A 22,471-nucleotide genomic window follows, 5' to 3' on the forward strand; every position below is an offset into this window, starting at 1 on the left:
GCGATCTGGGCAGCGCCTAAACTTGCAAACTTTAACATGACATTAACTTCTCGACGTCAAAATTGGGCAGCGCGCAAAAGACGAGATGACGATGGGTTGTGTTGCAATAAAATACCTGGGCGATTTCAAGGATCTCTCCGAGGTTCCCGCCCATAGACAGCTACGCGACAGCGAACTGCTGGAACAGCTCAGGAAGGCGGTCGATTTCCGCCACATCGCTGTCGGCGGGCTGGATCTCGCCGGGTATCAAATTGGACGAGGCCATTCCATCGATACGGATATGCCGCCTGCTTTTATCGATACTTACTTCGGAGAAAAGCTCGGTCTGTCGGACCCGCTGGTCATCCAGTCGCTGAACCGAACGACGCCGCTGAGTGACGAAGAAGCTTTTGACATCTCGCCCCCCTCGCAACGCCTTCAATATTTGCTGCGGGCTTACAGGATCGGGCAACGCTTGCAGGTGCCATTGGCGAGAGATGGCGTCGTCTACGGCGGCGTCTGCTTCACAAGAGAAAAACAATTCACAGCAAGCGAGCGGGATTTGCTCCTCTTCTTTGCCGAACCGCTGCATCGGGTAATCACGAAGCCTTTGATGGATCGCTTCGCCGCCGGCGTCCTTCGTCTGACGAACGGTGAGTTGCGAAGCCTTGAACTCGCCAGCAAAGGGTTGACGAGTGAGGAAATCGCCGATGCTTCGGATTATCGACCGGAAACCATCAATAGCTATCTGAAAAGCGCGACGAAAAAACTCGGTGCGGCCAATCGCGCCCATGCGGTCGCCGAAGCGATTCGCCGGAACCTCATAAACTGAGGCGACGGACCTTCCCGATCCCGCCTCCTCTTCGGAGTGCGCTTAGCGCCGCATAGAGATATGCCGCTGCGTCCCTGCATTCGCCAAATCATCCCATCCGAAAAGCGCAGAAAATATCCGATATACGAAGACTTTAGCGATGTGCCTTGAGGATCTGACTTTGGTTAACGCCAAATAAAGGAAATCGCCCAAATTTGGGGCTTATCGAAAGGGCGGATGGACGCCAGCGCCGACATGACGACGGGTTTCGATGTGATTGAGGTATGTGCCCAATCGCGGTTTAAGCCCATTGTTTTCGAGGTCGAGAATGTCGAGTCGCTCCATGCATGCCAACAACAGCTCCAATTCCGCAGGCAACGGTGACGCCGCCGGCGCGAAGACCCGGCGTCAGAACGTCGAGCGTCGCCTCGACTTCATGCAGCTCGATCAGGACGGTCGCGCTGGCATCCGATCCCTAAAAACTTTGATCGAACGCGAACTGCCCCATGGTCTGGACAAGTTCTATGCGCAATTGCGCAAGAGCCCAGAGGTCAGCCGCTTTTTCTCCACGGAGGAGAACATCGCCCGGGCGAAGGGTGCGCAGATGGGCCATTGGCACAATATCGCCGATGGCAATTTCAATGAGGAATATGTCGGCAAGGTTCGTACGATCGGCACTGTACATGCCCGCATCGGCCTGGAGCCACAATGGTACATTGGCGGCTACGCCATCATTATCGACCATCTGATCAAGAGCGCCGTCGAGGAAATCTTCCCCAAAGGCGGGATATTCTCACGAAAAACAATGAAGAGTGCGGACTTCGGCAAGGCACTTGCCAGTCTCGTCAAGGCCGTGATGTTGGACATGGACTTGGCGATTTCGGTCTACATCGATGAAGCGGAAATCGCGAAGCAGAAGGCTCAGGCCGAGGCGATCGACGCGGAGCGCCAGCTCGTCTGCAACAGCTTCGGCAAAGCGATGGCAGCGATCGCCGCCAAGGACATCAGCTACCGGATCGATGACGACCTGCCGGCGGCGTATCACGCTCTGCGTGACAACTTCAACAACGCTCTTGACCAGTTGTCGGCGACGATCGAGCAGATCAATGGTGCCGCTTCACAGATCAACTCCGGTTCACAGGAAATTCGGTCCGCTGCGGATGATCTTTCCAAGCGTACCGAGCAGCAGGCAGCCTCCATCGAGGAGACCGCTGCTGCGCTTGAGGAAATCACCACCACGGTCAAGGATTCCAGCCGGCGTGCTGAGGAGGCTGGACAACTGGTTGCCAAGGCTCGTATCGGCGCCGAAAAATCCGGTGACATCGTGAGGCAAGCGGTCGCCGCAATGGGTGCAATCGACGGCTCTTCGCGGGAAATCTCGAATATTATCGGGGTGATCGACGAAATCGCCTTCCAGACGAACTTGCTGGCGCTGAATGCCGGTGTCGAAGCGGCTCGCGCCGGCGACGCGGGTAAAGGTTTTGCCGTCGTCGCGCAGGAGGTTCGCGAACTCGCCCAGCGCTCGGCCAAGGCCGCAAAGGAGATCAAAGAACTGATCAACAATTCGGGCGAGCAGGTAAAGGCGGGCGTGACTCTTGTTGGAGAAACCGGAGAAGCGCTTACGGTCATCGCTGACGAGGTCAAGGAGATTGATCGGCATATCGGCGCGATCGTTCGAGCATCCACAGAGCAAGCAACCGCCCTGCAGGAAATTAATACAGCCGTCAACTCGATGGATCAGGGCACGCAGCAGAATGCCGCGATGGTAGAGGAATCCACCGCCGCCAGCCATGCACTCACGCTGGAGGTCGGTCGCATCGCTGCAATGCTCAGTGAATTCAACATCGGCAAGGCATCGGTATCCCGGGCTCGCTCAGCTAAGCAAAGCGACATGCCCACGGCATCTCCTGCACGGGCGCTGGGAGCCAAACTCGCCAAGGCCTACGCGACGCAAGGCAACCTGGCGGTCGCGGCTACCAATTGGGAGGAATTCTAATCCGGTGCGGCTTTGGCGGGATTTGAATAGTTAGCCGAGCAAAGAAACTGCCCCGTACGCCTTTGGTTACGGGGCAGCAACACAGCTAGATGCTTGCAGCGTTTACCAGACAGAGACGTCGCTGGACGGCACGCTCGCTACGAAACAACCCGGTTGCGACCGCCCTTTTTCGCCGCATAGAGATTCTGATCGGCGATCTCCAAAATCTCGTTCGGAGAATTGGCGGACAGGCTACCGGCGACGCCTATGCTGATCGTGACGCACAGCCCGTTGCAGATCTGCGCCCAGTCCCAGCGTTCAATCGTCGAACGCAGCCTCTCGCAAACATCGGCCGCCCCTCCGGGAGGGCCCGCCAGCAGAACAACGAACTCCTCGCCGCCAAAGCGGATCGCCTGATCGGTGATCCGCAACTGGTTGCGCAATATGGTTCCAATGGCGCTAAGCACCTGGTCCCCGATCATATGGGAAAAGTTGTCATTGATCGACTTGAAGTGGTCTACATCCAGCATCGCGATGGAATATGGGCGCGTCTCGGACGCTAGCTCCTTGAAGCGGCTGTCGAGATATTTGCGGTTATAGAGCCCAGTCAGCCCATCCAGATAAACGGCGCTGGCAAGGATATCAGTTTCCTCCTGCAATTTCTGATAGGAGGCCTCCAGCGTTTCGGCGCGCTTCGACTCTGTCTCCGCGACTTCCTTAAGCCGTTTGGTTTCATAATAGATTTCGGCGAGACGCGCGCGCTGTTGGGTTCTCTCGGCGCTGTTTTGCAAATATGCCTGGTGGAACTTCTTATGCGTCTCCAGCGCCAGGTCAAACTGCCCCAGCCCTTCATAAGCCTGCGACAGATAAAGATAGATCTGGATATAGGAATCGAAACTGCCGCCGTCGCCGATCAGATCCAGCGCCTCGAGCAACAGCGATCGGGCGTCTACAAAGTTCCCGCAATTGATATGGACCTGGCCTAAAGTGTAGAGATATTGCTGCCGGTCGCGAACATAGCTGTTCTCCTGAAACGCCTCATAGCGGACCATGCACTGAAGCGCTTTGTCATGCTCGCCCAGATGGCTGTAGTAATCGGCTTCGTTGCCGAGACAAATGCGAGCGGCCCAGCTATCGCCGATCTCGATTGATATGTGGAGCGCCTCTTCCGTCAGCTCCAGCGCTCTCATCAGCATCTGGTGTCCCACTTCCGGCTCGCCGCGCGCTTGCGCGATATATCCGCCTTCCGAATGGGCACCGCCAAGATTGATAAGCCACCAGCATTCATAGGTCTTGTCACCGATCGACCTGGCGAGCTCGACGGATCTCTCGCTCATCAGAATCGCCCGGTCGGGTTGCTTGTTGTACCAGAAGATAATTCCAATGACGTTGGTGGCCAGGCTTTGCACCTTTAGGTCTTCAGTCCTGTCGGCCAAATCCAACGCGCGGGTAGCCTCTTCGATCGCTTCCTCGGGCAAGCCCAATTCCAGAAACAACCATCCGAGATACGCCCGGGCATAGGCTTCCTGGATGGGCTCCCCACTCAATTTCCAGAAGTCTACCGCCCTGCGGACATGCGTTATCCCGAGTTCGGCCTTGCCAATCTGCAAACAATACCAGGCTATATCCGTGTCGCATTGGGCGGCAATGCGATCGTCGCCCCGCGACTTGGCATCGGCATGAATTTGGCTGGCAAGTGTAAGTGCCTCAACCGAGCGGCCCGTACATCCAAGATGCCACGCTTCCTGTAGGCTGGAATTTGCTTTTTGAGTAATTGCCTCGATATCAATAGTTTGCATATTGAACGCCAACATTTGTCTTCTGGATAGCGGTAGCACCAGAAGCTTAACAATGATGCTATAGCCAACAAAACATGCGACAGGCCCATTTTCATCATGGCATGTAAGTTAACGCCGTCTCAATGTTCCCAGTTAACCTTGCTTTGAGGATTGCCCGGGAAGATGGCGCCCCATATCCCAGCGCCTAACCAGCCGCGGCGCGGTATTGCCGGATTGGGCGCAGGCGAATGATTGAAAAATGAGCATGATTTCTAATTGACTATAAAGTGAGCTTGTCATAGCGTTAAAGCAAGAAATGGCATTGATCGCCAACGGCAAATGAGCCCCGCTTTCCGCACACCCTGCGGACGGGGCTTTTTTCGTGCCGTTTGGTCGGTCGTGCCAAGCGTTCAAACCGAGATTTTGGCGTGATCAAGAATACCCCCAACGAGGATAGTCCTTTGTCTTTCGAGCGGCGCGCAATCGGCCGCTGCCCATTCGGTGGGTTGCGGAACATCCTATGATCCGAAAGCCCGTCCCTCTCTCACTTCTTTATTCGACGACGGGCACTTATGCGACGCTTGGCCGTGATGCCGTGGATGGAGCCTTGGCGGCAATCGCCGAAGTCAACGGTGATTCCAGCTATTTCTTCCAATTCGACCCACGTGTCGATGACCCAGCCGGGAGTGCGGAACGCTATGCCGAACTCGCCGAGGTCGCCATCCGCCAGAGGGGATGTCGGCACATCGTCGGTGCGATCACGTCTTGGAGCCGGAAGGAAGTGCTTCCAGTCGTCGAACGCCATGGCGCGCTGCTTTGGTACGCCTTTCCGCATGAAGGCTATGAGACGAGTGACAGCGTCATCTATCTGGGCGCCTGTCCCAACCAGCATCTGTTGCCGCTGTTCGACTACGTCTTGCCGCGTTACGGCCGGCGGCCGTTCATCGTCGGCTCGAACTATATCTGGGGCTGGGAAATTGGCCGCATCGCCCGCGAGCTGACCGAGGCGGCGGGTGGCGAGGTGCTGGCAGAGCGCTTCGTGCCGCTTGGTTCGGAAGAGGTCGATCACCTGATTGCCGAAATCCGCCTGAAGCGGCCGGATTTCATCCTCTCCAACCTTGTTGGCCGTTCCGCCCATGCGTTCATCCGTGCCTATGCGGAACTGCGTGAGGAGAACGTCGATTTTAGCGCCGAACGCCGGCCGCTCGTGGCCTGCAACCTTTCGGAAATCGATCTCACCGACCTGAGTTCGCAAGCCAAGGCTGGGCACATCGTCACCAACATCTATCTGGACAGGCTCGACACTCAGGAAAATCGGCATTTCAAGGCGCGATTGGCAGCTCGCCGCGGTGGCGGCCGGCCGGTCACAGGGCCATTTGCCTTCGCCTATATGGCGGTTTCCGTCCTGGCCCAGGCGATCGCCGATGCCGGCACGGACGATCCGGATTTGATCCGCAAAGTGGTCACGCAACGGCGGTTCGATACGCCCATCGGGCCGATTTCGTTTGATCCGCGCACCCATTACGCCGGTTTGCGGCCATATATCGGCAGGTCCGACAGCGAGGGCGGTTTCGAGATTTTCGACACCGAAACCCCTGTTGTCGAAGCAGATCCCTATCTGGTGCGCTCCGTTTTTCCCGGTAAGCCGAGCGTTTATGGGCCGGGCGCGGGACTGAAGGTGGTCAAATGAGCCGCTTCGAACGACCGATGTTTTCGAGGTGGCGCGCAGTGATCCTGCATCGGCCGCATCCGTCCGTCGAGGCGCTGACGCGCCAGTTGGAGTCGCTGCACATCCAGGTCAAAGCCGTCTGGCCGCAGCTCGATGAGCAGGATGCTCAGGCCGATGTGGTGTTCTTCGATGCCGACATGGGACACGACCAGCAATTTCCCTGGCCATCTGGCTTTTCGCCGATGCCGCTCGTCGCGTTGATCGGCTCGGAAGCGCCGGGGCGGATCGAATGGGTGCTCTCCCAGGGCTCGAACGCGCATATGCTGAAGCCGATCGGCTCGACAGGCGCCTATAGCGCGCTGCTGATCGCATCGCATGCCTACCAGAAAGCCCGCAGCCATGCCGATGATATCCGTGCGCTTGAGGACCGATTGCGTCAGCGACCGATCGTGGTGCGCGCCGTATTGCAATTGATGCAGCAGGGATATGCCGGCGAAGCCGCCGCTTTCAAACGCTTGAGACGCATCTCGATGGATTGGGGCATGACGGTCGAAGAGGCCGCGGACGCCATCTGCAAGAACGACAGGCGTACCCACGGCGGACATTAGGAAGACGAACAAGAAGGAGACGAAATATGGAGGTAATCGAAGGCTATGCGCCCTATGGCAGTTACAGGAGCTGGTACCGGATCACTGGAGACCTCGCATCCGGTAAGCCGCCGCTGATCGTCGCGCATGGCGGGCCTGGCTGCACGCATGATTATGTCGACAGTTTCAAGGATATCGCCGCCACCGGCCGCGCTGTCATCCACTATGACCAAGTGGGCAATGGCAAGTCCACGCACCTGCCGGAAAAGGGCGGTGATTTCTGGACGGTCGCCTTCTTCAAGGCGGAGCTCCATAACTTGATCGACCATCTGGGCATCCGGGACGCCTATTGCCTGCTCGGACAATCCTGGGGCGGCATGTTGTCGGCTGAATTCTCCGTCGATCGGCCAGCCGGTCTCAAGGCGCTCGTGATCGCCAATTCGCCCGCGGCAATGAAAACCTGGATTTCCGAGGCCAATCGCCTTCGCGAAGCCTTGCCGGCCGACGTGCAGGCCACGCTGCTCAAGCATGAACTGGCCGGCACCACGGGCAGCCCAGAATACGTCAAGGCAACAGACGTTTTCAACGAGCGCCATGTCTGCCGCGTCGTCCCCATGCCGCCGGAGGTAAAGCGCACCTTCGATGCCATAGCCGAGGACCCGACCGTCTACTACACGATGAACGGCCCCAACGAATTCCATGTCATCGGCACGATGAAGGATTGGTCGATCGTCGGTCGTCTTTCGACCATCGATGTCCCGACGCTGTTGATCTCTGGTCGCTACGACGAGGCGACGGAGGCTTGTGTGCAACCCTATGCCGATGAAATCCCGGATGTGCGCTGGCGGATCTTTGAACAGTCTAGCCACATGCCGCATGTCGAGGAACGCGCGGCCTGCATGGCCGAGATTGGCGCATTTCTGAATGAGAAAGCGCCGTGAAAGCAAGAGACTGTCAACGGACCGGTCGTAAATAGCAGCGGTATCGAACCATTTATAATAAGAGGGAACAGACAATCATGATGACACGAACAACAACATTTTTCCGCGCGGGGGCAGCTTTCGCCGGCCTTCTGCTCGCCCAGACCATGCTTTCGGGGGTGGCTCACGCCGAGGACCGGGCCGCGCTCATGGCTCAGCATCGCGGTGGCACGATGACGCTCTCGGCCGTTTCGGCGGCCGGCACCATCGATCCGATGCTCAACTACACCGCCCAGTATTGGCAGATCTACCAGATGAGCTATGACGGCCTCGTCAAGTTTAAGCAGGCTGGCGGCACAGAAGGCTTCAAGATCGTGCCCGCTATCGCCGAGGAAATGCCCGAGATCAAGAATGACGGGAAAACTTATGTCTTCAAGATCCGCAAGGGCATCAAGTTCTGGAACGGCAAGGACGTCACGCCGGCCGATGTCGTGGCCTCGTTTCAGCGGATCTTCAAGGTCAAGGGTCCAACCATGGGCAGTTTCTACAATGGCATCGTCGGCGCCGATAAATGCATGGCTGATGGTGATACCTGCACGCTTGATGGCGGTGTGATTGCCGACGAGAAGGCTGGCACAGTCACCATCAATCTCACCGCGGCGGATTCGGAGTTCTTCGCCAAGCTTGCGGTACCGCATGCGAGTATCGTCCCAGCCGATACGCCCGCCAAGGATGCCGGCACGAGCCCCGTACCGGGAACCGGTGCCTACATGATCGAAAGCTACAACCCGAATGAAAAGATGGTGTTGAAGCGCAATCCCTATTTCAAGGAATGGAGCGTCGATGCGCAGCCGGACGGCTATGCCGACGAAATCGACTATAAGTTCGGCATGACCGAGGAAGCCGGCATCAATGCCGTGATCAATGGTCAGGTGGACTGGATGTTCGACACGCCGCCGACGGATCGCCTGCCTGAGATCGGCTCGAAATACGCCAAGCAGGTTCGCATCGATCCGCTCGCGGCCTTTTGGTACGCGCCGATGAACGTCAATCTACCGCCCTTTAATAACATCAAAGCGCGACAGGCCCTGAACTATGCGCTCGATCGTGACGCACTCGTCGGGCTCTTCGGGGGTGAAGTGCTGGCACAGCCGACTTGCCAGATCCTGCCGCCCGATTTCCCCGGCCATGTCGATGATTGCATCTATACCAAGGACCCCGGCCCGAAGTGGTCGGAGGCAGATATGGACAAGGCCAAGCAACTGGTCGAGGAATCGGGCACGAAGGGTCAAAAGGTGACCGTGATCGCCGAAGACAACGCGGTTGCACGCGGCATCGGCACCTATATTCAGAGCGTCCTCAACGAGCTCGGCTATGATGCCTCAATGAAGGCGATCTCACCCAATATCGAGTTTGCCTACATTCAGAATACCAACAACAACGTCCAGATCAGCGTTACCCAGTGGTATATGGACTATCCGGCCGCGTCGGACTTTCTGAATGTGCTGCTCTCCTGCAGCAGCTTCAACAAAGGCAGCGATTCCTCGATCAATATCGCCGGCTATTGCAATAAGGACCTCGACGCCAAGATGAAGGCGGCCATGACCCTTTCGCTGACCGATGAGAAAGCCGCCAATGCCGAATGGGCCAAGATCGACAAGGCCTATATGGCTGAAGCGCCGCTGGCGCCGCTGTTCACGCCGAAGAGCGTGAATTTCACCTCCGCCCGCCTCGGAAATTATGCCTTCAACAAGCAGAACCGCTGGGTCATCTCCCAATCCTGGGTGAAGTAACCATCAGGCGGCGGCGCGATCAGAGCCGCCGCCTGCATGCGTGCCTGTTGTGTGTGACCCGTGCGGGAAAGCGAGATGAACGCCTTGGCCGATACCCCATCTTCCGAGATCGAAAGGCTCGACGTCGTTGCGATGCGCACTGGCGCTGGTCCCTGGCGGCGGGCCTGGGTGCTCCTGAAACGCGACAAGCCAACGATCGCCGCCGTTTTCCTGCTCCTCGTGATCGTGTTGTCGAGCCTTGCCGCGCCGTTCTACGCCGCCGATATCGCCGGCACGGATCCGTTCCGCTCCAACCTGAGCGGCAAGGTCACGGTCGATGGCAAAAAGGTGAAGATCATGCAGGCCTCTACCGAGGGGCTGGGCCTCGGCGTGACCCCGATCGGGCCGACCTGGGGAGCGCAATATTTCCTCGGTGCCGATACGCAGGGTCGCGACGTTGCCGCCCGCCTCCTCTATGGCGGAAGGAATTCCCTGCTGATCGCGTCGGCTGCGACGGCCGTCTGTCTCGTGCTGGCCGCAGCCATCGGCATATCTGCGGGTTTTTTCGGCGGCCTCGCAGATATCGTGCTGTCGCGCATTCTCGACATTCTCTGGGCGTTTCCCGTCTATCTGCTGGCGATCTCGCTTTCGATCGTGATGATTTCGAAGGGCGTTGTGATCGGCCCGATTGAAATCACTGCCGACAGTCTGCTCCTGCCGATCGGCATCATCGGCATCATCTACGTGCCCTATGTCGCAAGACCCGTCCGCGGCCGGGTGCTCGCGCTCAAGGAGAGCGAATTCGTGCTCGCGGCGGTCGGGCTCGGTATTCCAGCCTGGCGCATTCTGCTCAAGGACATTTTGCCGAACGTGTCGACCATGCTCATCGTCTTCATACCGCTGATGATGGCGCTCAACATCGTCACCGAGTCGTCGCTTTCGTTTCTTTCGATCGGCGTGCAGGCGCCGGATGCGAGCTGGGGAACAATCATTCAGGATGGGCAGACGCTGCTATATACGCGCCCGGCCGTGGCGCTCGCGCCCGGCATCGTCATCGCGCTCACCGTTCTCTCCCTTAACGTGGTCGGCGACAGCATCCGTGACGTGCTCGACCCACGCACCAAGATTGTCTGAGGGCGCGGGATGTTTGTCGCAATCTTCCAGCGTCTCACCCAGATGATCTTCGTGATGTTCGGCATCTCGGCGCTCGTCTTCCTGATCTTCTTTGCGACGCCCGGCTCCGACCCGGCTGCCCGCATCGCCGGCCGCAATGCCTCTCAGGAAACTATCCAGGCCATCCGATCCGAATTCGGCTTCGATCGGCCGCTGCCCGTGCAATATGCGATCATGATGAAGCGGCTTTTCGTGACGCAGGATCTGGCCTCTTACGTCAATCGCGGCATGCGCGTGGTGCCGGAAGTCGCCGTCGCGGCGCCGGTGACCTTGTCGCTCGTCTTCGGCGCGGCAGTTCTCTGGATCCTGGGCGGCGTGGTGACCGGCGTCGTAGCCACCATGACACGGGGCAGCCTACTCGATCGCGGGCTGATGATGCTTGCGCTCGTCGGCGTTTCCATGCCGGTCTACTGGCTTGGCGAGGTAATGAATCTGATCTCTCAGAGCCGCCTTCACGATACCTGGCTTTTTTCCTGGGTGCCCGCACTCGGCTACAAGCCGCTTTTCGAAGATCCGCTGGGCTGGTTCAAGACGCTGATCATTCCGTGGATCACATTGGCGACGCTCTATATCGGGATTTACGGCCGCGTCCTGCGCGCCAACTTGGTGGAAGCCTATCACGAAGATTATATCCGCACCGCTCGTGCCAAGGGGCTGAGCCCGGCGCGGGTAATGCTCAGGCACGCGCTCCGGACGTCGCTGATCCCGTTCGTTACCATGTTCGGCCTCGATTTCGGCGCACTGGTTGGCGGCGCCGCATTGCTTACCGAAGTCGTCTTCGGCCTCAACGGTGTCGGACGGCTGACCTATCAGGCGCTGCTTAATCTGGATCTGCCGATGATTCTTGGCACGGTGATGTATGCCTCCTTCTTCGTCGTCCTCGCCAATGCGTGCGTGGACATCATCTACGTGTTGATCGATCCGCGCGTGAGGGGGAGCTGACGATGACCGGTTCCAACAAGCCTCTGCTCCTAGACGTCAAGGGTCTTACCGTATCGTTTGCGACCGACAAGGGCCTCGTCAAGGCCGTGGACGACGTCTCCTTTTCGGTTCGCCAAGGCGAAATCCTCTCCATTGTCGGCGAGTCCGGCTCTGGAAAATCGGTGACGCTTCTGTCGCTCCTCGGCCTTCACGATGCGAAGACCACCAGGGTCGACGGCGCGGTTGCCTTTCAAGGCGAGCGCATTCTCGAACTGCCGGCCAGCCGGATGCGAAGCATTCGCGGTAAGGGCATCGGCCTGATCTCGCAGGATCCGATGACCGCGCTGACCCCGGTCTATACGATCGGCTGGCAGATAGAAGAGCAGATCCGCGCTCATGAAAAACTCTCCGCTCGGGCAGCACGCAAACGCGCGATCGAACTTTTGGCGGAGGTGGGCTTCGCAAATCCGGCGGAGGCCGTCGGGCGCTATCCGCACCAGCTTTCCGGCGGCATGCGCCAGCGCGCCGTCATTGCGATGGCGATCTCCTGCAATCCGGCGCTTATCGTCGCCGATGAACCGACAACCGCGCTCGACGTGACCGTCCAGGCGCAGGTGCTCGATCTTCTGCTGCGGTTGCGCAAGGATTTTGGATCGGCGATCATCCTGATTACCCACGATATGGGTGTCGTTGCCGAAGTGGCCGATCAGGTCGCGGTCATGTATGCCGGCCGCATCGTGGAAAGCGGTCCGGCGAAAGCTATCTTTTCCCATCCCCTTCACCCCTATACCTGGGGCCTGATGGCCTCGATCCCGCCATTGACCGGCCCAAGACCCGAGCGGCTGATCTCGATCGGCGGCATGCCGCCCACACCCGAAAACATACCCGAGGGCTGCGGTTTTGCGCCGCGCTGTCGATTTGCCCGCGCTGAGTGCAACGCGCGTCCGCCGCTCAGACGGCTTGAGGATCAGGCCGGGCTCTGTGTGCTCGACGGCGACGAGCGGGAAACCCTGCGCCGGACCGTTCTTTCCCTGGAGGTGGCGGCGTGAGCACCGAGCAAATGCGAAAGCCTCTCCTTTCGGCTCACCAACTGACCAAGAATTTCGTCGTCGGTAAGACCATGATGCCGGGCTCGGGCCGGATATTGCATGCCGTAGACCAGATCAGCCTCGACGTGTTTCCGGGCGAGACGCTCGGCCTGGTCGGCGAATCCGGCTCCGGCAAGTCCACCTTGGGTCGTTGCATGACCCGGCTTTACGACGTGACTTCCGGCAGCCTCGCCTTCGAGGGCATCGAGATCGGCAAGGCGAATGCGCGGGCGCTGAAGCCAGTGCGGCGCAAAATGCAGATGATCTTCCAGGATCCTTCCTCCTCGCTTAATCCGCGCCGCAGGGTCCGCGATATCCTCGGCGAAGTGCTGAAGGTCCACGCGATCCGCACTGGTTCCGAAGTCGAGGATCGCCTTGCCGAACTCATGACTTTGGTGGGTCTGAGGCCTGAATATCTCGATCGTTATCCGCATGAATTTTCAGGCGGACAGCGCCAGCGGATCGGCATTGCGCGGGCGCTGGCGGTCGAACCGCAATTGATCGTCGCCGATGAACCGGTCTCCGCACTCGATGTTTCGGTACAGGCGCAGATCATCAATCTGTTCGCTGACCTCCGTGAGCGGCTGAACCTCACCTATTTGTTCATCGCTCACGATCTTCCCGTGGTTCGCCAGGTTTCGACCCGCGTGGCCGTCATGTATCTCGGTTCCATCGTGGAAATCGGCGAGACCGACACGCTCTACGCCGCCCCGCGCCATCCTTATACCCAGGCGCTGCTTTCAGCCATTCCGCAGCCGCATAAAGGGGGCAGACGCGAGCGCATCCTGCTCAAGGGCGAAATTCCAAGCCCGCTCAACCCTCCCAAGGGCTGCAAATTCTCGACCCGCTGTGCCTTTGCCCGAGATATCTGCCATGAAAGCCGCCCGCTTTTGACTGAAACCTCGACGAACCATGGGGTTGCCTGCCACTTTCCCCTGGAGTGAACCAGCCCGGAGATCGGGTCTAAAGACGTTTGTGGATTGTCATATGCTTACTCAGCCTTCAGCTCCTGAGCGCTTCCTCGTCTCCGATGGAGTTTCTCCAAATGTCTGCCGATAGGTCACCGCGAATCTTCCGAAATGGAAGAAGCCCCACTTCAAGCATATTTCTTTGATCGACGTGCGGTTGGACTGATCCAGAAGATCTGCCCGGGCGGCTTGCAGACGAATCCCCCGCAGATAAGCCATTGGGGTTGTTTCCCTGAAAGCCCGAAAGCCCCCTTCCAGCGCGCGAATGGAAACACCAACAGCCTCGGCGACCATTTGCATCGTTATTGGCCGGTCAATGTTTGCGTGCATGAAGTCGATGGCACGTCGAACATGCCGGGGAGCAACCAGGTGGGGCTTCTTGGCCAATAGGTGAGATAGCTGATGTGGCGTCGTCCGCAATATCAAATCGGCGAGCGCGTTGACCATATACGACATCGCCATCGGAGATTGAATGAGCGGTCCGTTGTAGCGCATACCCGCAATGATCGTTTGCACGAGATTTCCGACCAATTGACCGGCTGACGTGGACAGATCCAGGATCGGCGTCAGATCAAGTGAGCCATTCAATGGCATCTCAAACATTGCTGCAACCGTTTGCTTCATGACCGCCCAGTCCAGTCGGAGCACATCGGACATATTCGGCGCACCTTGCAGAAAGAAACGTTCCGGCTGCTTGTTATTGACAAGCAGCACCTGGCCCGGCTTGACGTCAATCACTCGGCGACCAAGCGCTACGCCCCAGCCTCCGATGCGAGGTACCGCAATCGATAGCCACTCAGGCATTTCGGCCAGAGGACGTGCTTGCCATTCAACCTGGTAGTGACTGGTGACCAAGGTTGCTGCCCCTCCGGTATGGAAGTCGGCCTGCCAAAGGAAATCTGCCCCCCGGCCCAACTGGCTGGCCTCAAAGGGACCGAAGTTTTTCGTGTATATTTCGACCATATCGTCGAAGGTTGAGCCATGAAATCGCAGCGAGGATTTCACCAGGATATTGTCTGACATATGATTATTCGTTTGTGCGTGGACCGCTTGAAAGGCAATGGCAGGTCAAATGGCAACTTCGTCCAGATATTATTTGGTCGGCGTCGAGATTTCGGAAGTCTGCGTGGGCGCAAACAAACCGCCGAGCAGCAAACGGCACGGGGGCATCCGATATTCTGACGGCCGTCAAAGCCCGACGAGTGCCTCTGTGTCGGCCAACTCTCTGGAACACCAAGAATCTGCACCGCGAGTACCAGTAGCGCCTCCTTGAAAGAACGGAATGTTAAGGCCGGTCTCTAAGCGGTTCTTCCTGGCGACAGTTCGGACTGAATCTCGTCACGCCATAGCGATCCTTTAGTTTTTACTGCCGCGAAATGCGGCACTATTTCATGATCGCTCTTACCACCATGGGATCGCGCCATCGTGTCCAGTTTCCGCCAACATATCCAGATTGAGCAGCAAAGTTCACTTGAGGTTGTGAGAACCGAGGCGCATCCACGAAAATCCAATCTTTGTTAAGGGTTCGCGTCAATTCGTGGGTGCATAGGCGCAGTTGCTGAGACGCGGTTGTCTTCCAAGGACAATCTCCTGCTCTCCGGCATAATCGAAAGCCTATTCGCGCTGCGCAAATGATTTGTGGCGGCTTTTCTCCACTACCTTCAGAGGGCCGATGACGGCACCCCTGTCTCCTTCGTTCCCGGAGAACGTCGTGCCTAACCTCATTCCATTTCCAGCCCAGAACCGCGCTCGACCAGACTTCCAAGCCTCGGATACCTTTTCCACGGCGCCCGAAGCACCTGACCTCTTACAGTTGCTGGCGCGCAAGCGTGAGATGCTGAGCAACGCGGCATATTATTTGGAGGCTCTTTGCGCGTCTCTGAAGGGCGATGTGACTGATGCGCCGCATCTTTCAATTAACGCTGACATGCGGCCCACGCAGAACGCGTGAAGGCTCACTTCTTCTTTCGTCTCTAACTGAAAATCATTCAATACGCCCGGCTTCAAGGGAGGAGGCTGCAGGCGGTGAAGACACAAAGGATTCATATGTCTTTCTTGGCAAACCTCAAGATCGGTACGAAGCTTGCGCTTTCGTCGGGTATCGGAATTGTACTGATCATCGGCATTCTCATAAATCAGCAGATCGCCAGCGGTGAAATCAGTTCGGCGAATGCGGCCGTTTCTCGTGAACAAACGATTCTCAACGGCATTCAGACTGCCGCGGTATCTCTCGCGGAAATGCGGACAGCCGCTCATGAAATCGGCTCTGCTACGACGGCAAAGGAAGTTGAAGCTTCGCTCAGCCAGGCCAAAATCAGCGACCAACAGGCATGGGATGGCCTTGAGCAGCCCATCAGTATCGCTCTGAAGCCTGATGTCTTGAAGGACATCCGCAATGGTTTGCGGGAGTATGATGGCCTCATAACAAAACGTGCCTCCGCTTTGACCGAAGCCATGGCCAAGAAGAATGGCTCGCCGTTGAGCCCGGCAGAAGTCGAAGCGGCGTTGGGCGTCGTCTCCGAGGTGGATATCAACCAGGTTATGGAGCGCACTCACACGGCAACGGACGCCTCGATCCAGAACGCTCGCCACTTTACGCAGGAGGCAAGAGCTGCGCTGGCGGCCTCGGTTTCAACAGCGGAAACGATCTCTTTGATCGTCGGCGCAAGCGTTGTTCTTGTCTTGTTTGCATCAGCGATCGCGTTGATGATCGGCGTTGCCAAGCCTATCAAGCTGATGACCTCAGCAATGCGCCGGCTCGCTGATGGCGACATGAATGTCGATATCGCCTCCGTGACGCGTCGAGACGAAATAGGCGCCATGTATGAAGCCGTTAAGGTCTTCCAACAGAATGCAGTCGCCAACCGGCGCCTCGAAGAAGAGGCTACCGCCTCTCGCGGCCATCAGGAAGCCGAACGCGCCGAACTCCAGCGCCGCACGGAGCGTGAAGCCGAACAATTGCGCTTTGCCTCTGACAATCTCGCCTCAGGTCTGAAACGGCTTGCCGCCGGCGATCTGGCCTTCCAGATCAATGAGGCCTTCGCACCGGATTTCGAGCCGCTGCGCCGGGACTTCAATCAGTCGGTCCAGCAGCTTGGCGCCGCACTTTCGACGATCGCGGACAGCATTGGCGCCATGAACAATGGCACGCGCGAAATCTCGTCGGGTGCACAGGATCTCTCCAGACGGACGGAACAACAGGCCGCCTCACTCGAAGAAACCGCCGCCGCACTCGACGAGATCGTCGTCAACGTCGGTTCGTCGACAAAGCTGACGGAAGAAGCCCGCACTGTCGCGAGCCAGGCCAATCAGAGCGCGCAGAAATCCGCCGAAGTGGTTTCTCATGCCGAGGAGGCGATGCGGCGGATCGAGGAGAGCTCGCAGCAAATCTCCAACATCATCGGCGTTATCGACGAGATCGCTTTCCAGACCAACCTTTTGGCGCTCAACGCCGGAGTGGAGGCAGCCCGAGCAGGCGAAGCAGGCAAGGGCTTTGCGGTCGTCGCACAGGAAGTGCGCGAGCTTGCTCAGCGCTCGGCGCAGGCGGCAAAGGAGATCAAGGGCCTGATCCAGACGTCGACCACCGAAGTGCAAAGCGGCGTCAAGCTGGTGCGCGATACCGGCGAGGCGTTAAACGTCATCGGCGGCTTCATTGGCCAGATCAACAATCACATGAATGCGATCGCCGTGTCCGCAAAGGAGCAGTCGACGGGTCTTGCCGAGATTAACACGGCGATCAATTCGATGGATCAGACGACGCAGCAGAATGCCGCCATGGTGGAGCAATCGACCGCCGCGGCTTCCAATCTTACGCAGGAGGCCGCAAAGCTGCGGGATCTCATCGCCGACTTCAGGCTTGAAGACACCGTCGGCCCGCGTGCCGTCCGCGAAACGACCAAGCCTGTTGCCTCTCCGGCCCGCGCCCTCAGCAACAAGCTCTCCCGCGTCTTCGGCGGAAAGACGGCAACTGCCGCCGCTGTAAAGGAATGGGAAGACTTCTGATCGAAGCAACACCTTCAGCCGCCAGTCAGGCCACGACGCTGGAAATCATGGCCTTCCATCTCGGTGACTAGCGGTTCTGCATTGAGACGACTTCGGTCTGGGAAATCCGGGATGGGCAGCGGTCACGCCGCTGCCCATTCCATGTTCTCGGCGTGATGAACTTGCAAGGCTCCGAACAATTGGTCTCTTTGCGTCAAGTCTACCATTCCGCCCTTTAAAGCAAATTCATAGGCAATTGCGAAAGCGAAATGCGGGACAAGGAGCCGGTCGATTACGAGATCGATCAGGTAAGGCTTTCAGAACGAGCGGGCCGACTAGGCACCGCTCCATCATCTGCCTGGCAAGCGTCAGCCGGTCACGCCGACTTCAGCCTCCGTCACCGCCAGCTCGGCCATGGCGAGTGCAGCCTCGCGGGTCCTGGCGGCGGCGATGAAGCGGCCGCTGTGGCAAAAGCTCGCGCCCTCTATGCCGCAAGCCGCTTCCAGATCGCGGTCGGTCAAGCCAGCCCAAGAGGCAGGCAAGTCTGCCCTGAGCTCGAACCCTTCATCCGCACGGCGGATGCCGGTCAGACACCAATCATTTTCGCGCGGGTGAACGACAAACAGCAGGTGATCGGCGCCCGCCTTCACGATGGCGGGGCGGAAGGGCATTCCCATTGGGAGTTCCAGAATGCGCCCCTTGCCTGCGTCTATGATTGCCTGGTGCACGAGCGCCTCGGCCCGCAACTTTGCGGCGCTTTGGGCTATCCTCGCCTCGACGAAACTTCGGGCAATGGCAAGAGCGTTTTGGAACCCGCGATCTTCGGCCTCGGGGTTTGCCTCGTCAAAAACGGGCTTTAAGGTTTCCAGCAGCGCCGGCAACGTGAGCCCAGCCAGCGCTCCCGCAACGGAGGGGCTGAGCGCACCATTGTCAACGAGATCGACCGGCAGCACAAAACTAGCATCGAAGGAGGCATGTACCGCCTCGATATGCGCTTCGGGAAGACCCGAGGCGGCGAGGTAATCACGGCCATAATGCTTCCAGATCAAACCGAACGAACTGTATGGTTGGCCACTCTCCCGCAGCGGCGCGCCGCGCTGATGGTGATCGAAGATCCGCGCGGCGGCGTCATATCTGCCGCCCACATCGTAGATGATACGGTCTGGGCCGGGGGTGGTCCATTCCGGCATCCGGCTGCGGATGAGACGCGCCTGCGGAAAAAGCCGGGTCAGGATGACGCTGGACAACAGTTCGTCGGCATGGAAACCGCCGGAATGGGTGACGAGGAAATCTGGGATCATGCGGGGGCTATGCCTTGTTGTTCGCGGAGTATCCGCTGGGGGTCTAGCAGCAGATAGCCGTTGCTGCATCCCATCTCAACGGGCCATTTGCTTATTTGGGCGGGCTGGTCCGGCCTCCTTCGGGGGATTCGCTCGCGAGCAAACTTTTGTACGCCTCGAAGTTTTGATCCTGAAACCCCTCGATCTCCGACCAAAGGCGTTCCCGATCCGTCACTGCTATGTCTGCCGCATCGAGAACATGCGACAGAATCGTGCAGAGTCGATTGATACGAACTAGCTGATTTCCCAGCTCTTCAGCGGTAACCGGTCGCGACAGCTTGTCAGCGTCAAGGACAACGCTGTCCGGGCCGAAATCTTTAGCTTGCCATTTCACCATCCAGCTCACCTTCTGTCAGATTTTTACTTCACCCCTGCTAGCAGACACAATGAGATCGGCGAGCCAAAGAGCGCTATATCGCGGATGCAAATTTTCCAAGCTCCCGATCCTTTACGATCCCGCTCATCCCGACCAAGCGCAGGCGGACTCGCTTTTCGGCATCTGGCTCCTGCCAGTCGTCCTTTTGCCACCAGCATTCCTCATCATCCTGATCGGAGCCACTATCCTGCGCCTCTAGCGGGCGCCTGTGAACGTCAGCAGTCTATCAAGCAACAGATTTCCAATGGATAATCGTCGATTGAGCTTCTGAAGATGCTGCCCCTATAGTTGGAAAAAATAAAAGCCGGCGGCACTGACACTGAAGTCAATTTTAGCCAGTCAGTCTTGATACATCGAGATTTCAGATATAAAACGTAATTTCAAGAATACTGGGGAGCGTAATGGAACACTCGTTCTTGACCATCGACGCCAGCGAGAACGAGAATGCTATAAGAGCGCTCTCGGCGCCTGTACGCATACAACTCCTCAAGTTGCTTTGCTCAAAAGGGCCGATGAACGTTAATGACATGGCGCGAACGCTCTCTTTGCCTCAGTCAACGGTCGCCACCGGCATTCAGATCTTGGAAGAGGCGGGACTGGTTGAATCCCGTCTTGCCAAGGCACGCAAGGGCAATCAAAAAATTTGCTCCGCGATTTATAATGAAATTCTGATCAGTTTCCAGGACACGACCGTTCAGAAGGACGACTTCATCGAGGTTGCGATGCCGGTCGGTCTCTATACGAGCTGTGACATTCATGCGCCCTGTGGTCTCTGCTCCACCGAAACTGTGCTCGGCCTTCTCGACGTGCCCGACTATTTCTTGGATCCACAACGCATGCAGGCGGGTCTCATCTGGTTTGGCAGAGGGCATGTCGAGTATAAATTCCCCAATAATGCCAAGGTCTTGAACAAGACCGTGCGCGCCATCGAATTTTCGATGGAATTGTCTTCTGAAGTGCCAGGCACCAATCCCGACTGGCCCTCCGACATCACGCTCTGGGTCAACGGAATGGCGATTGGAACCTGGACCTCACCGGGCGACTATGGCGACAAGCGTGGCGCCTTCACGCCCGCATGGTGGAAGCTCGAGGGTTCGCAATATGGGAAGCTGAAGACCTGGCGCATTTCCACGCGCGGCACCTTCATCGACGGCGTAGCCGCCTCCAATGTCACGGTCAGCGACCTCGCCCTTGCCCAACATTCCTCCATCCGGCTCCGCATCGGCATCGCCGAAAATGCCAGCAACACCGGCGGGGTCAATATTTTCGGCCGCGGCTTTGGAAATTATGGCCGAGACATCGTCATGCGGCTGTATGTTTGAAGATAGATATCGGAAATCCTGATTATTAAACCGCATTCTCTTCCCGTTCCAAGCCACCCATCCGCAAGGAGAACTACTTGTAATTAAATAGATTTTTCAGGAATTTGCACGGGAAAAATCAAAAGCGCGGCACAATTGACACTGCCATTTATCGCTATCAAGATAGATACAAGAAAACAAGAAATCTGATGCATAAATGGGAGGGTTCGTTGAAGGCGAACGTCATTGTCCATCGCGATTTCCAGGTCGCGACCATCGATTCCAGACTTTACAGCTCGTTCCTCGAACATCTCGGCAGGGCGATTTACGGCGGCATTTACGAGCCCGGACATCCGACTGCCGATGAGCACGGGTTCCGGCGCGATGTCATCGATCTCGTTCGCCAGCTCGATACGCCCTATTGCCGTTATCCCGGCGGCAACTTCGTATCGGCCTATAATTGGGAAGATGGAGTAGGCCCGCGCTCGGAGCGCCCGGTCCGTCTCGACCTTGCCTGGCGCACCCGCGAAAGCAACCAGATCGGCGTGAACGAATTCGTCGACTGGTGCAAGAAGGCAAATACCAAGCCGATGCTTGCCGTCAATCTCGGCTCGCGCGGCCTGGATGCAGCTCGCAATTTCCTCGAATATTGCAATCATCCCGGCGGCACCTATTGGTCGGACCTGCGCCGCAAGCATGGCTGGACAAATCCCCATGATGTCAAATTGTGGTGCCTCGGCAACGAGATGGACGGCCCTTGGCAAGTCGGCCACAAATCAGCCTATGAATATGGCCGGCTGGCCGATGAGACGGCGAAGGCCATGCGCGGCTTCGACAAATCTCTGGAACTGGTCGTCTGTGGCTCGTCGAATTCTGACATGAAGACCTATCCCGATTGGGAAGCGCAGGTTCTGGACCAGTGCTATGACAGCGCCGATCATATCTCATTGCACATGTATTTCGCCAATCGCGAAAAGAACACGCTCAACTATCTGGCCAAGGCCGAAAAGCTCGACCGCTACATCGTCACCATCGGTGGCGTCATCGATTATATCAAGGCGAAGAAGCGGTCGAAGAAGACGATCGGCATTTCCTTCGATGAGTGGAATGTCTGGTACCATTCCAATCAGCAGGACAAGGAGATCCTTGCTCGTGATGAATGGCCGGATGCGCCGCATTTGCTGGAAGACGTCTATAATTTCGAAGACGTTCTGCAGGTGGGCGGCATTCTCAACACCTTCATTCGCCGCTCGGATCGCGTGCGCATCGCCTGCATCGCCCAGCTCGTCAACGTCATTGCCCCGATCATGACCGAGGATGGCGGCCCGGCCTGGCGCCAGACGATCTATTATCCCTTCTATTTCGCCTCGAAATATGGGCGTGGATCGGCGCTGCAACTGATCACCGACGGTCCGACCTATGATTGCGACGAGGCAAACGACGTTCCTTATCTCGATGCGTCAGCCGTTCTTTCCGACGACGGCAAGACCCTGACCTTCTTCGCCGTCAACCGCCACACGCAGACCGCGCTCGATTTCGACGCCCGCCTGGACGGCTTTGCAAATGCCCGCATTGTCGAGCAGGTGGAGATGACCCACGGCGACCTGCAGGCGGTCAACACCGCCGCGCGGCCGGAAACGGTCGTCCCGGTCCATGTCGAAATCGCAAAAATCGAGGATGGCAGGCTGCGGGCGGCGCTGAAGCCGCTGTCCTACAGCGTCATCCGGCTGTCGGTGTGACGACCATTTGCCGGCAGGGCTATCGGCCCTGACCGAGGCATATCCGGCGCGCGTTGCGAGGAGGCAACCGAGCCGGAGGAATGGTTCGCAGAA

At 57.9% G+C, this 22,471-nt stretch carries 18 protein-coding genes; 14 read left to right on the forward strand and 4 right to left on the reverse strand.

Going from position 1 to position 22,471, the window contains the following annotated elements; all coding sequences use genetic code 11:
• The first annotated feature begins 91 nt into the window (after positions 1 to 91).
• Both ACXHXG_RS13795 and ACXHXG_RS13800 read left to right on the forward strand, forming a co-directional pair.
• The gene (locus ACXHXG_RS13795) at positions 92 to 811 is read left to right on the forward strand and encodes a helix-turn-helix transcriptional regulator (RefSeq protein ID WP_457899617.1); all 720 of its coding nucleotides are present in this window, start codon (positions 92 to 94) and stop codon (positions 809 to 811) included.
• 307 nt (positions 812 to 1,118) lie between these two features.
• The gene (locus ACXHXG_RS13800) at positions 1,119 to 2,786 is read left to right on the forward strand and encodes a globin-coupled sensor protein (protein WP_457899618.1); all 1,668 of its coding nucleotides are present in this window, start codon (positions 1,119 to 1,121) and stop codon (positions 2,784 to 2,786) included.
• Positions 2,787 to 2,923: 137 nt separating this feature from the next.
• Here ACXHXG_RS13800 and ACXHXG_RS13805 read toward each other — a convergent pair whose 3' ends face one another.
• Positions 2,924 to 4,579 (reverse strand): diguanylate cyclase, encoded by a 1,656-nt coding sequence (locus tag ACXHXG_RS13805; RefSeq protein WP_283054328.1) that lies wholly within the window; start codon positions 4,577 to 4,579, stop codon positions 2,924 to 2,926.
• Between the two features lie 484 nt (positions 4,580 to 5,063).
• On the opposite strand from ACXHXG_RS13805, the gene ACXHXG_RS13810 reads away from it, so the two are divergent.
• The 8 genes from ACXHXG_RS13810 to ACXHXG_RS13845 all read left to right on the forward strand — a co-directional run bounded on the left by ACXHXG_RS13810 (position 5,064) and on the right by ACXHXG_RS13845 (position 13,617).
• A complete protein-coding gene (locus ACXHXG_RS13810) occupies positions 5,064 to 6,233 on the forward strand; it encodes a transporter substrate-binding protein (protein WP_457899619.1) in 1,170 nt (389 codons plus the stop codon).
• Complete coding sequence (locus ACXHXG_RS13815; protein ID WP_104826002.1) at positions 6,230 to 6,820, forward strand: ANTAR domain-containing response regulator; 591 nt, start codon at positions 6,230 to 6,232, stop codon at positions 6,818 to 6,820. The genes ACXHXG_RS13810 and ACXHXG_RS13815 overlap by 4 nt, the downstream gene beginning before the upstream one ends.
• 26 nt (positions 6,821 to 6,846) lie before the next feature.
• Entirely contained in the window at positions 6,847 to 7,740 is an 894-nt protein-coding gene (locus ACXHXG_RS13820; RefSeq protein ID WP_457899620.1) for a proline iminopeptidase-family hydrolase, read from the forward strand.
• A gap of 77 nt (positions 7,741 to 7,817) precedes the next feature.
• On the forward strand, positions 7,818 to 9,512 hold the full coding sequence (locus ACXHXG_RS13825) for an ABC transporter substrate-binding protein (RefSeq protein ID WP_457899621.1): 1,695 nt from the start codon (positions 7,818 to 7,820) through the stop codon (positions 9,510 to 9,512).
• Positions 9,513 to 9,587: 75 nt separating this feature from the next.
• Positions 9,588 to 10,625, forward strand: a complete 1,038-nt coding sequence (locus ACXHXG_RS13830) for an ABC transporter permease (protein WP_457899622.1) — start codon at positions 9,588 to 9,590, stop codon at positions 10,623 to 10,625.
• A 9-nt stretch (positions 10,626 to 10,634) separates the two neighbouring features.
• Positions 10,635 to 11,606 carry an ABC transporter permease gene (locus ACXHXG_RS13835; RefSeq protein ID WP_285169693.1) on the forward strand — a complete coding sequence of 324 codons (972 nt, stop codon included), beginning with the start codon at positions 10,635 to 10,637 and terminating at the stop codon, positions 11,604 to 11,606.
• A gap of 2 nt (positions 11,607 to 11,608) precedes the next feature.
• Positions 11,609 to 12,634: an ABC transporter ATP-binding protein gene (locus ACXHXG_RS13840; RefSeq protein ID WP_457899623.1), complete on the forward strand. Its 1,026-nt coding sequence runs from the start codon at positions 11,609 to 11,611 to the stop codon at positions 12,632 to 12,634.
• Positions 12,635 to 12,645: 11 nt separating this feature from the next.
• Entirely contained in the window at positions 12,646 to 13,617 is a 972-nt protein-coding gene (locus ACXHXG_RS13845; protein WP_104827815.1) for an ABC transporter ATP-binding protein, read from the forward strand.
• 51 nt (positions 13,618 to 13,668) lie between these two features.
• On the opposite strand, the gene ACXHXG_RS13850 is transcribed toward ACXHXG_RS13845, so the two are convergent.
• On the reverse strand, positions 13,669 to 14,664 hold the full coding sequence (locus tag ACXHXG_RS13850) for an AraC family transcriptional regulator (RefSeq protein WP_104825997.1): 996 nt from the start codon (positions 14,662 to 14,664) through the stop codon (positions 13,669 to 13,671).
• Between the two features lie 649 nt (positions 14,665 to 15,313).
• On the opposite strand from ACXHXG_RS13850, the gene ACXHXG_RS13855 reads away from it, so the two are divergent.
• Both ACXHXG_RS13855 and ACXHXG_RS13860 read left to right on the forward strand, forming a co-directional pair.
• Positions 15,314 to 15,592 carry a hypothetical protein gene (locus tag ACXHXG_RS13855; protein WP_457899624.1) on the forward strand — a complete coding sequence of 93 codons (279 nt, stop codon included), beginning with the start codon at positions 15,314 to 15,316 and terminating at the stop codon, positions 15,590 to 15,592.
• A 95-nt stretch (positions 15,593 to 15,687) separates the two neighbouring features.
• Positions 15,688 to 17,643 carry a methyl-accepting chemotaxis protein gene (locus ACXHXG_RS13860; RefSeq protein ID WP_457899625.1) on the forward strand — a complete coding sequence of 652 codons (1,956 nt, stop codon included), beginning with the start codon at positions 15,688 to 15,690 and terminating at the stop codon, positions 17,641 to 17,643.
• Between the two features lie 347 nt (positions 17,644 to 17,990).
• On the opposite strand, the gene ACXHXG_RS13865 is transcribed toward ACXHXG_RS13860, so the two are convergent.
• Together ACXHXG_RS13865 and ACXHXG_RS13870 are read right to left on the reverse strand one after the other, a co-directional pair.
• Complete coding sequence (locus ACXHXG_RS13865; protein ID WP_457899626.1) at positions 17,991 to 18,923, reverse strand: MYG1 family protein; 933 nt, start codon at positions 18,921 to 18,923, stop codon at positions 17,991 to 17,993.
• A 91-nt stretch (positions 18,924 to 19,014) separates the two neighbouring features.
• Entirely contained in the window at positions 19,015 to 19,299 is a 285-nt protein-coding gene (locus ACXHXG_RS13870; RefSeq protein WP_104825994.1) for a hypothetical protein, read from the reverse strand.
• A gap of 440 nt (positions 19,300 to 19,739) precedes the next feature.
• Between ACXHXG_RS13870 and ACXHXG_RS13875 the strand changes: the two genes are divergently transcribed.
• Both ACXHXG_RS13875 and arfA read left to right on the forward strand, forming a co-directional pair.
• Positions 19,740 to 20,660 (forward strand): ArsR/SmtB family transcription factor, encoded by a 921-nt coding sequence (locus ACXHXG_RS13875; RefSeq protein ID WP_457899627.1) that lies wholly within the window; start codon positions 19,740 to 19,742, stop codon positions 20,658 to 20,660.
• Positions 20,661 to 20,869: 209 nt separating this feature from the next.
• Positions 20,870 to 22,378 carry an arabinosylfuranosidase ArfA gene (gene arfA / locus ACXHXG_RS13880; RefSeq protein WP_457899628.1) on the forward strand — a complete coding sequence of 503 codons (1,509 nt, stop codon included), beginning with the start codon at positions 20,870 to 20,872 and terminating at the stop codon, positions 22,376 to 22,378.
• Positions 22,379 to 22,471: the final 93 nt, after the last annotated feature.

This window comes from Rhizobium sp. LEGMi-198b, assembly GCF_054114205.1.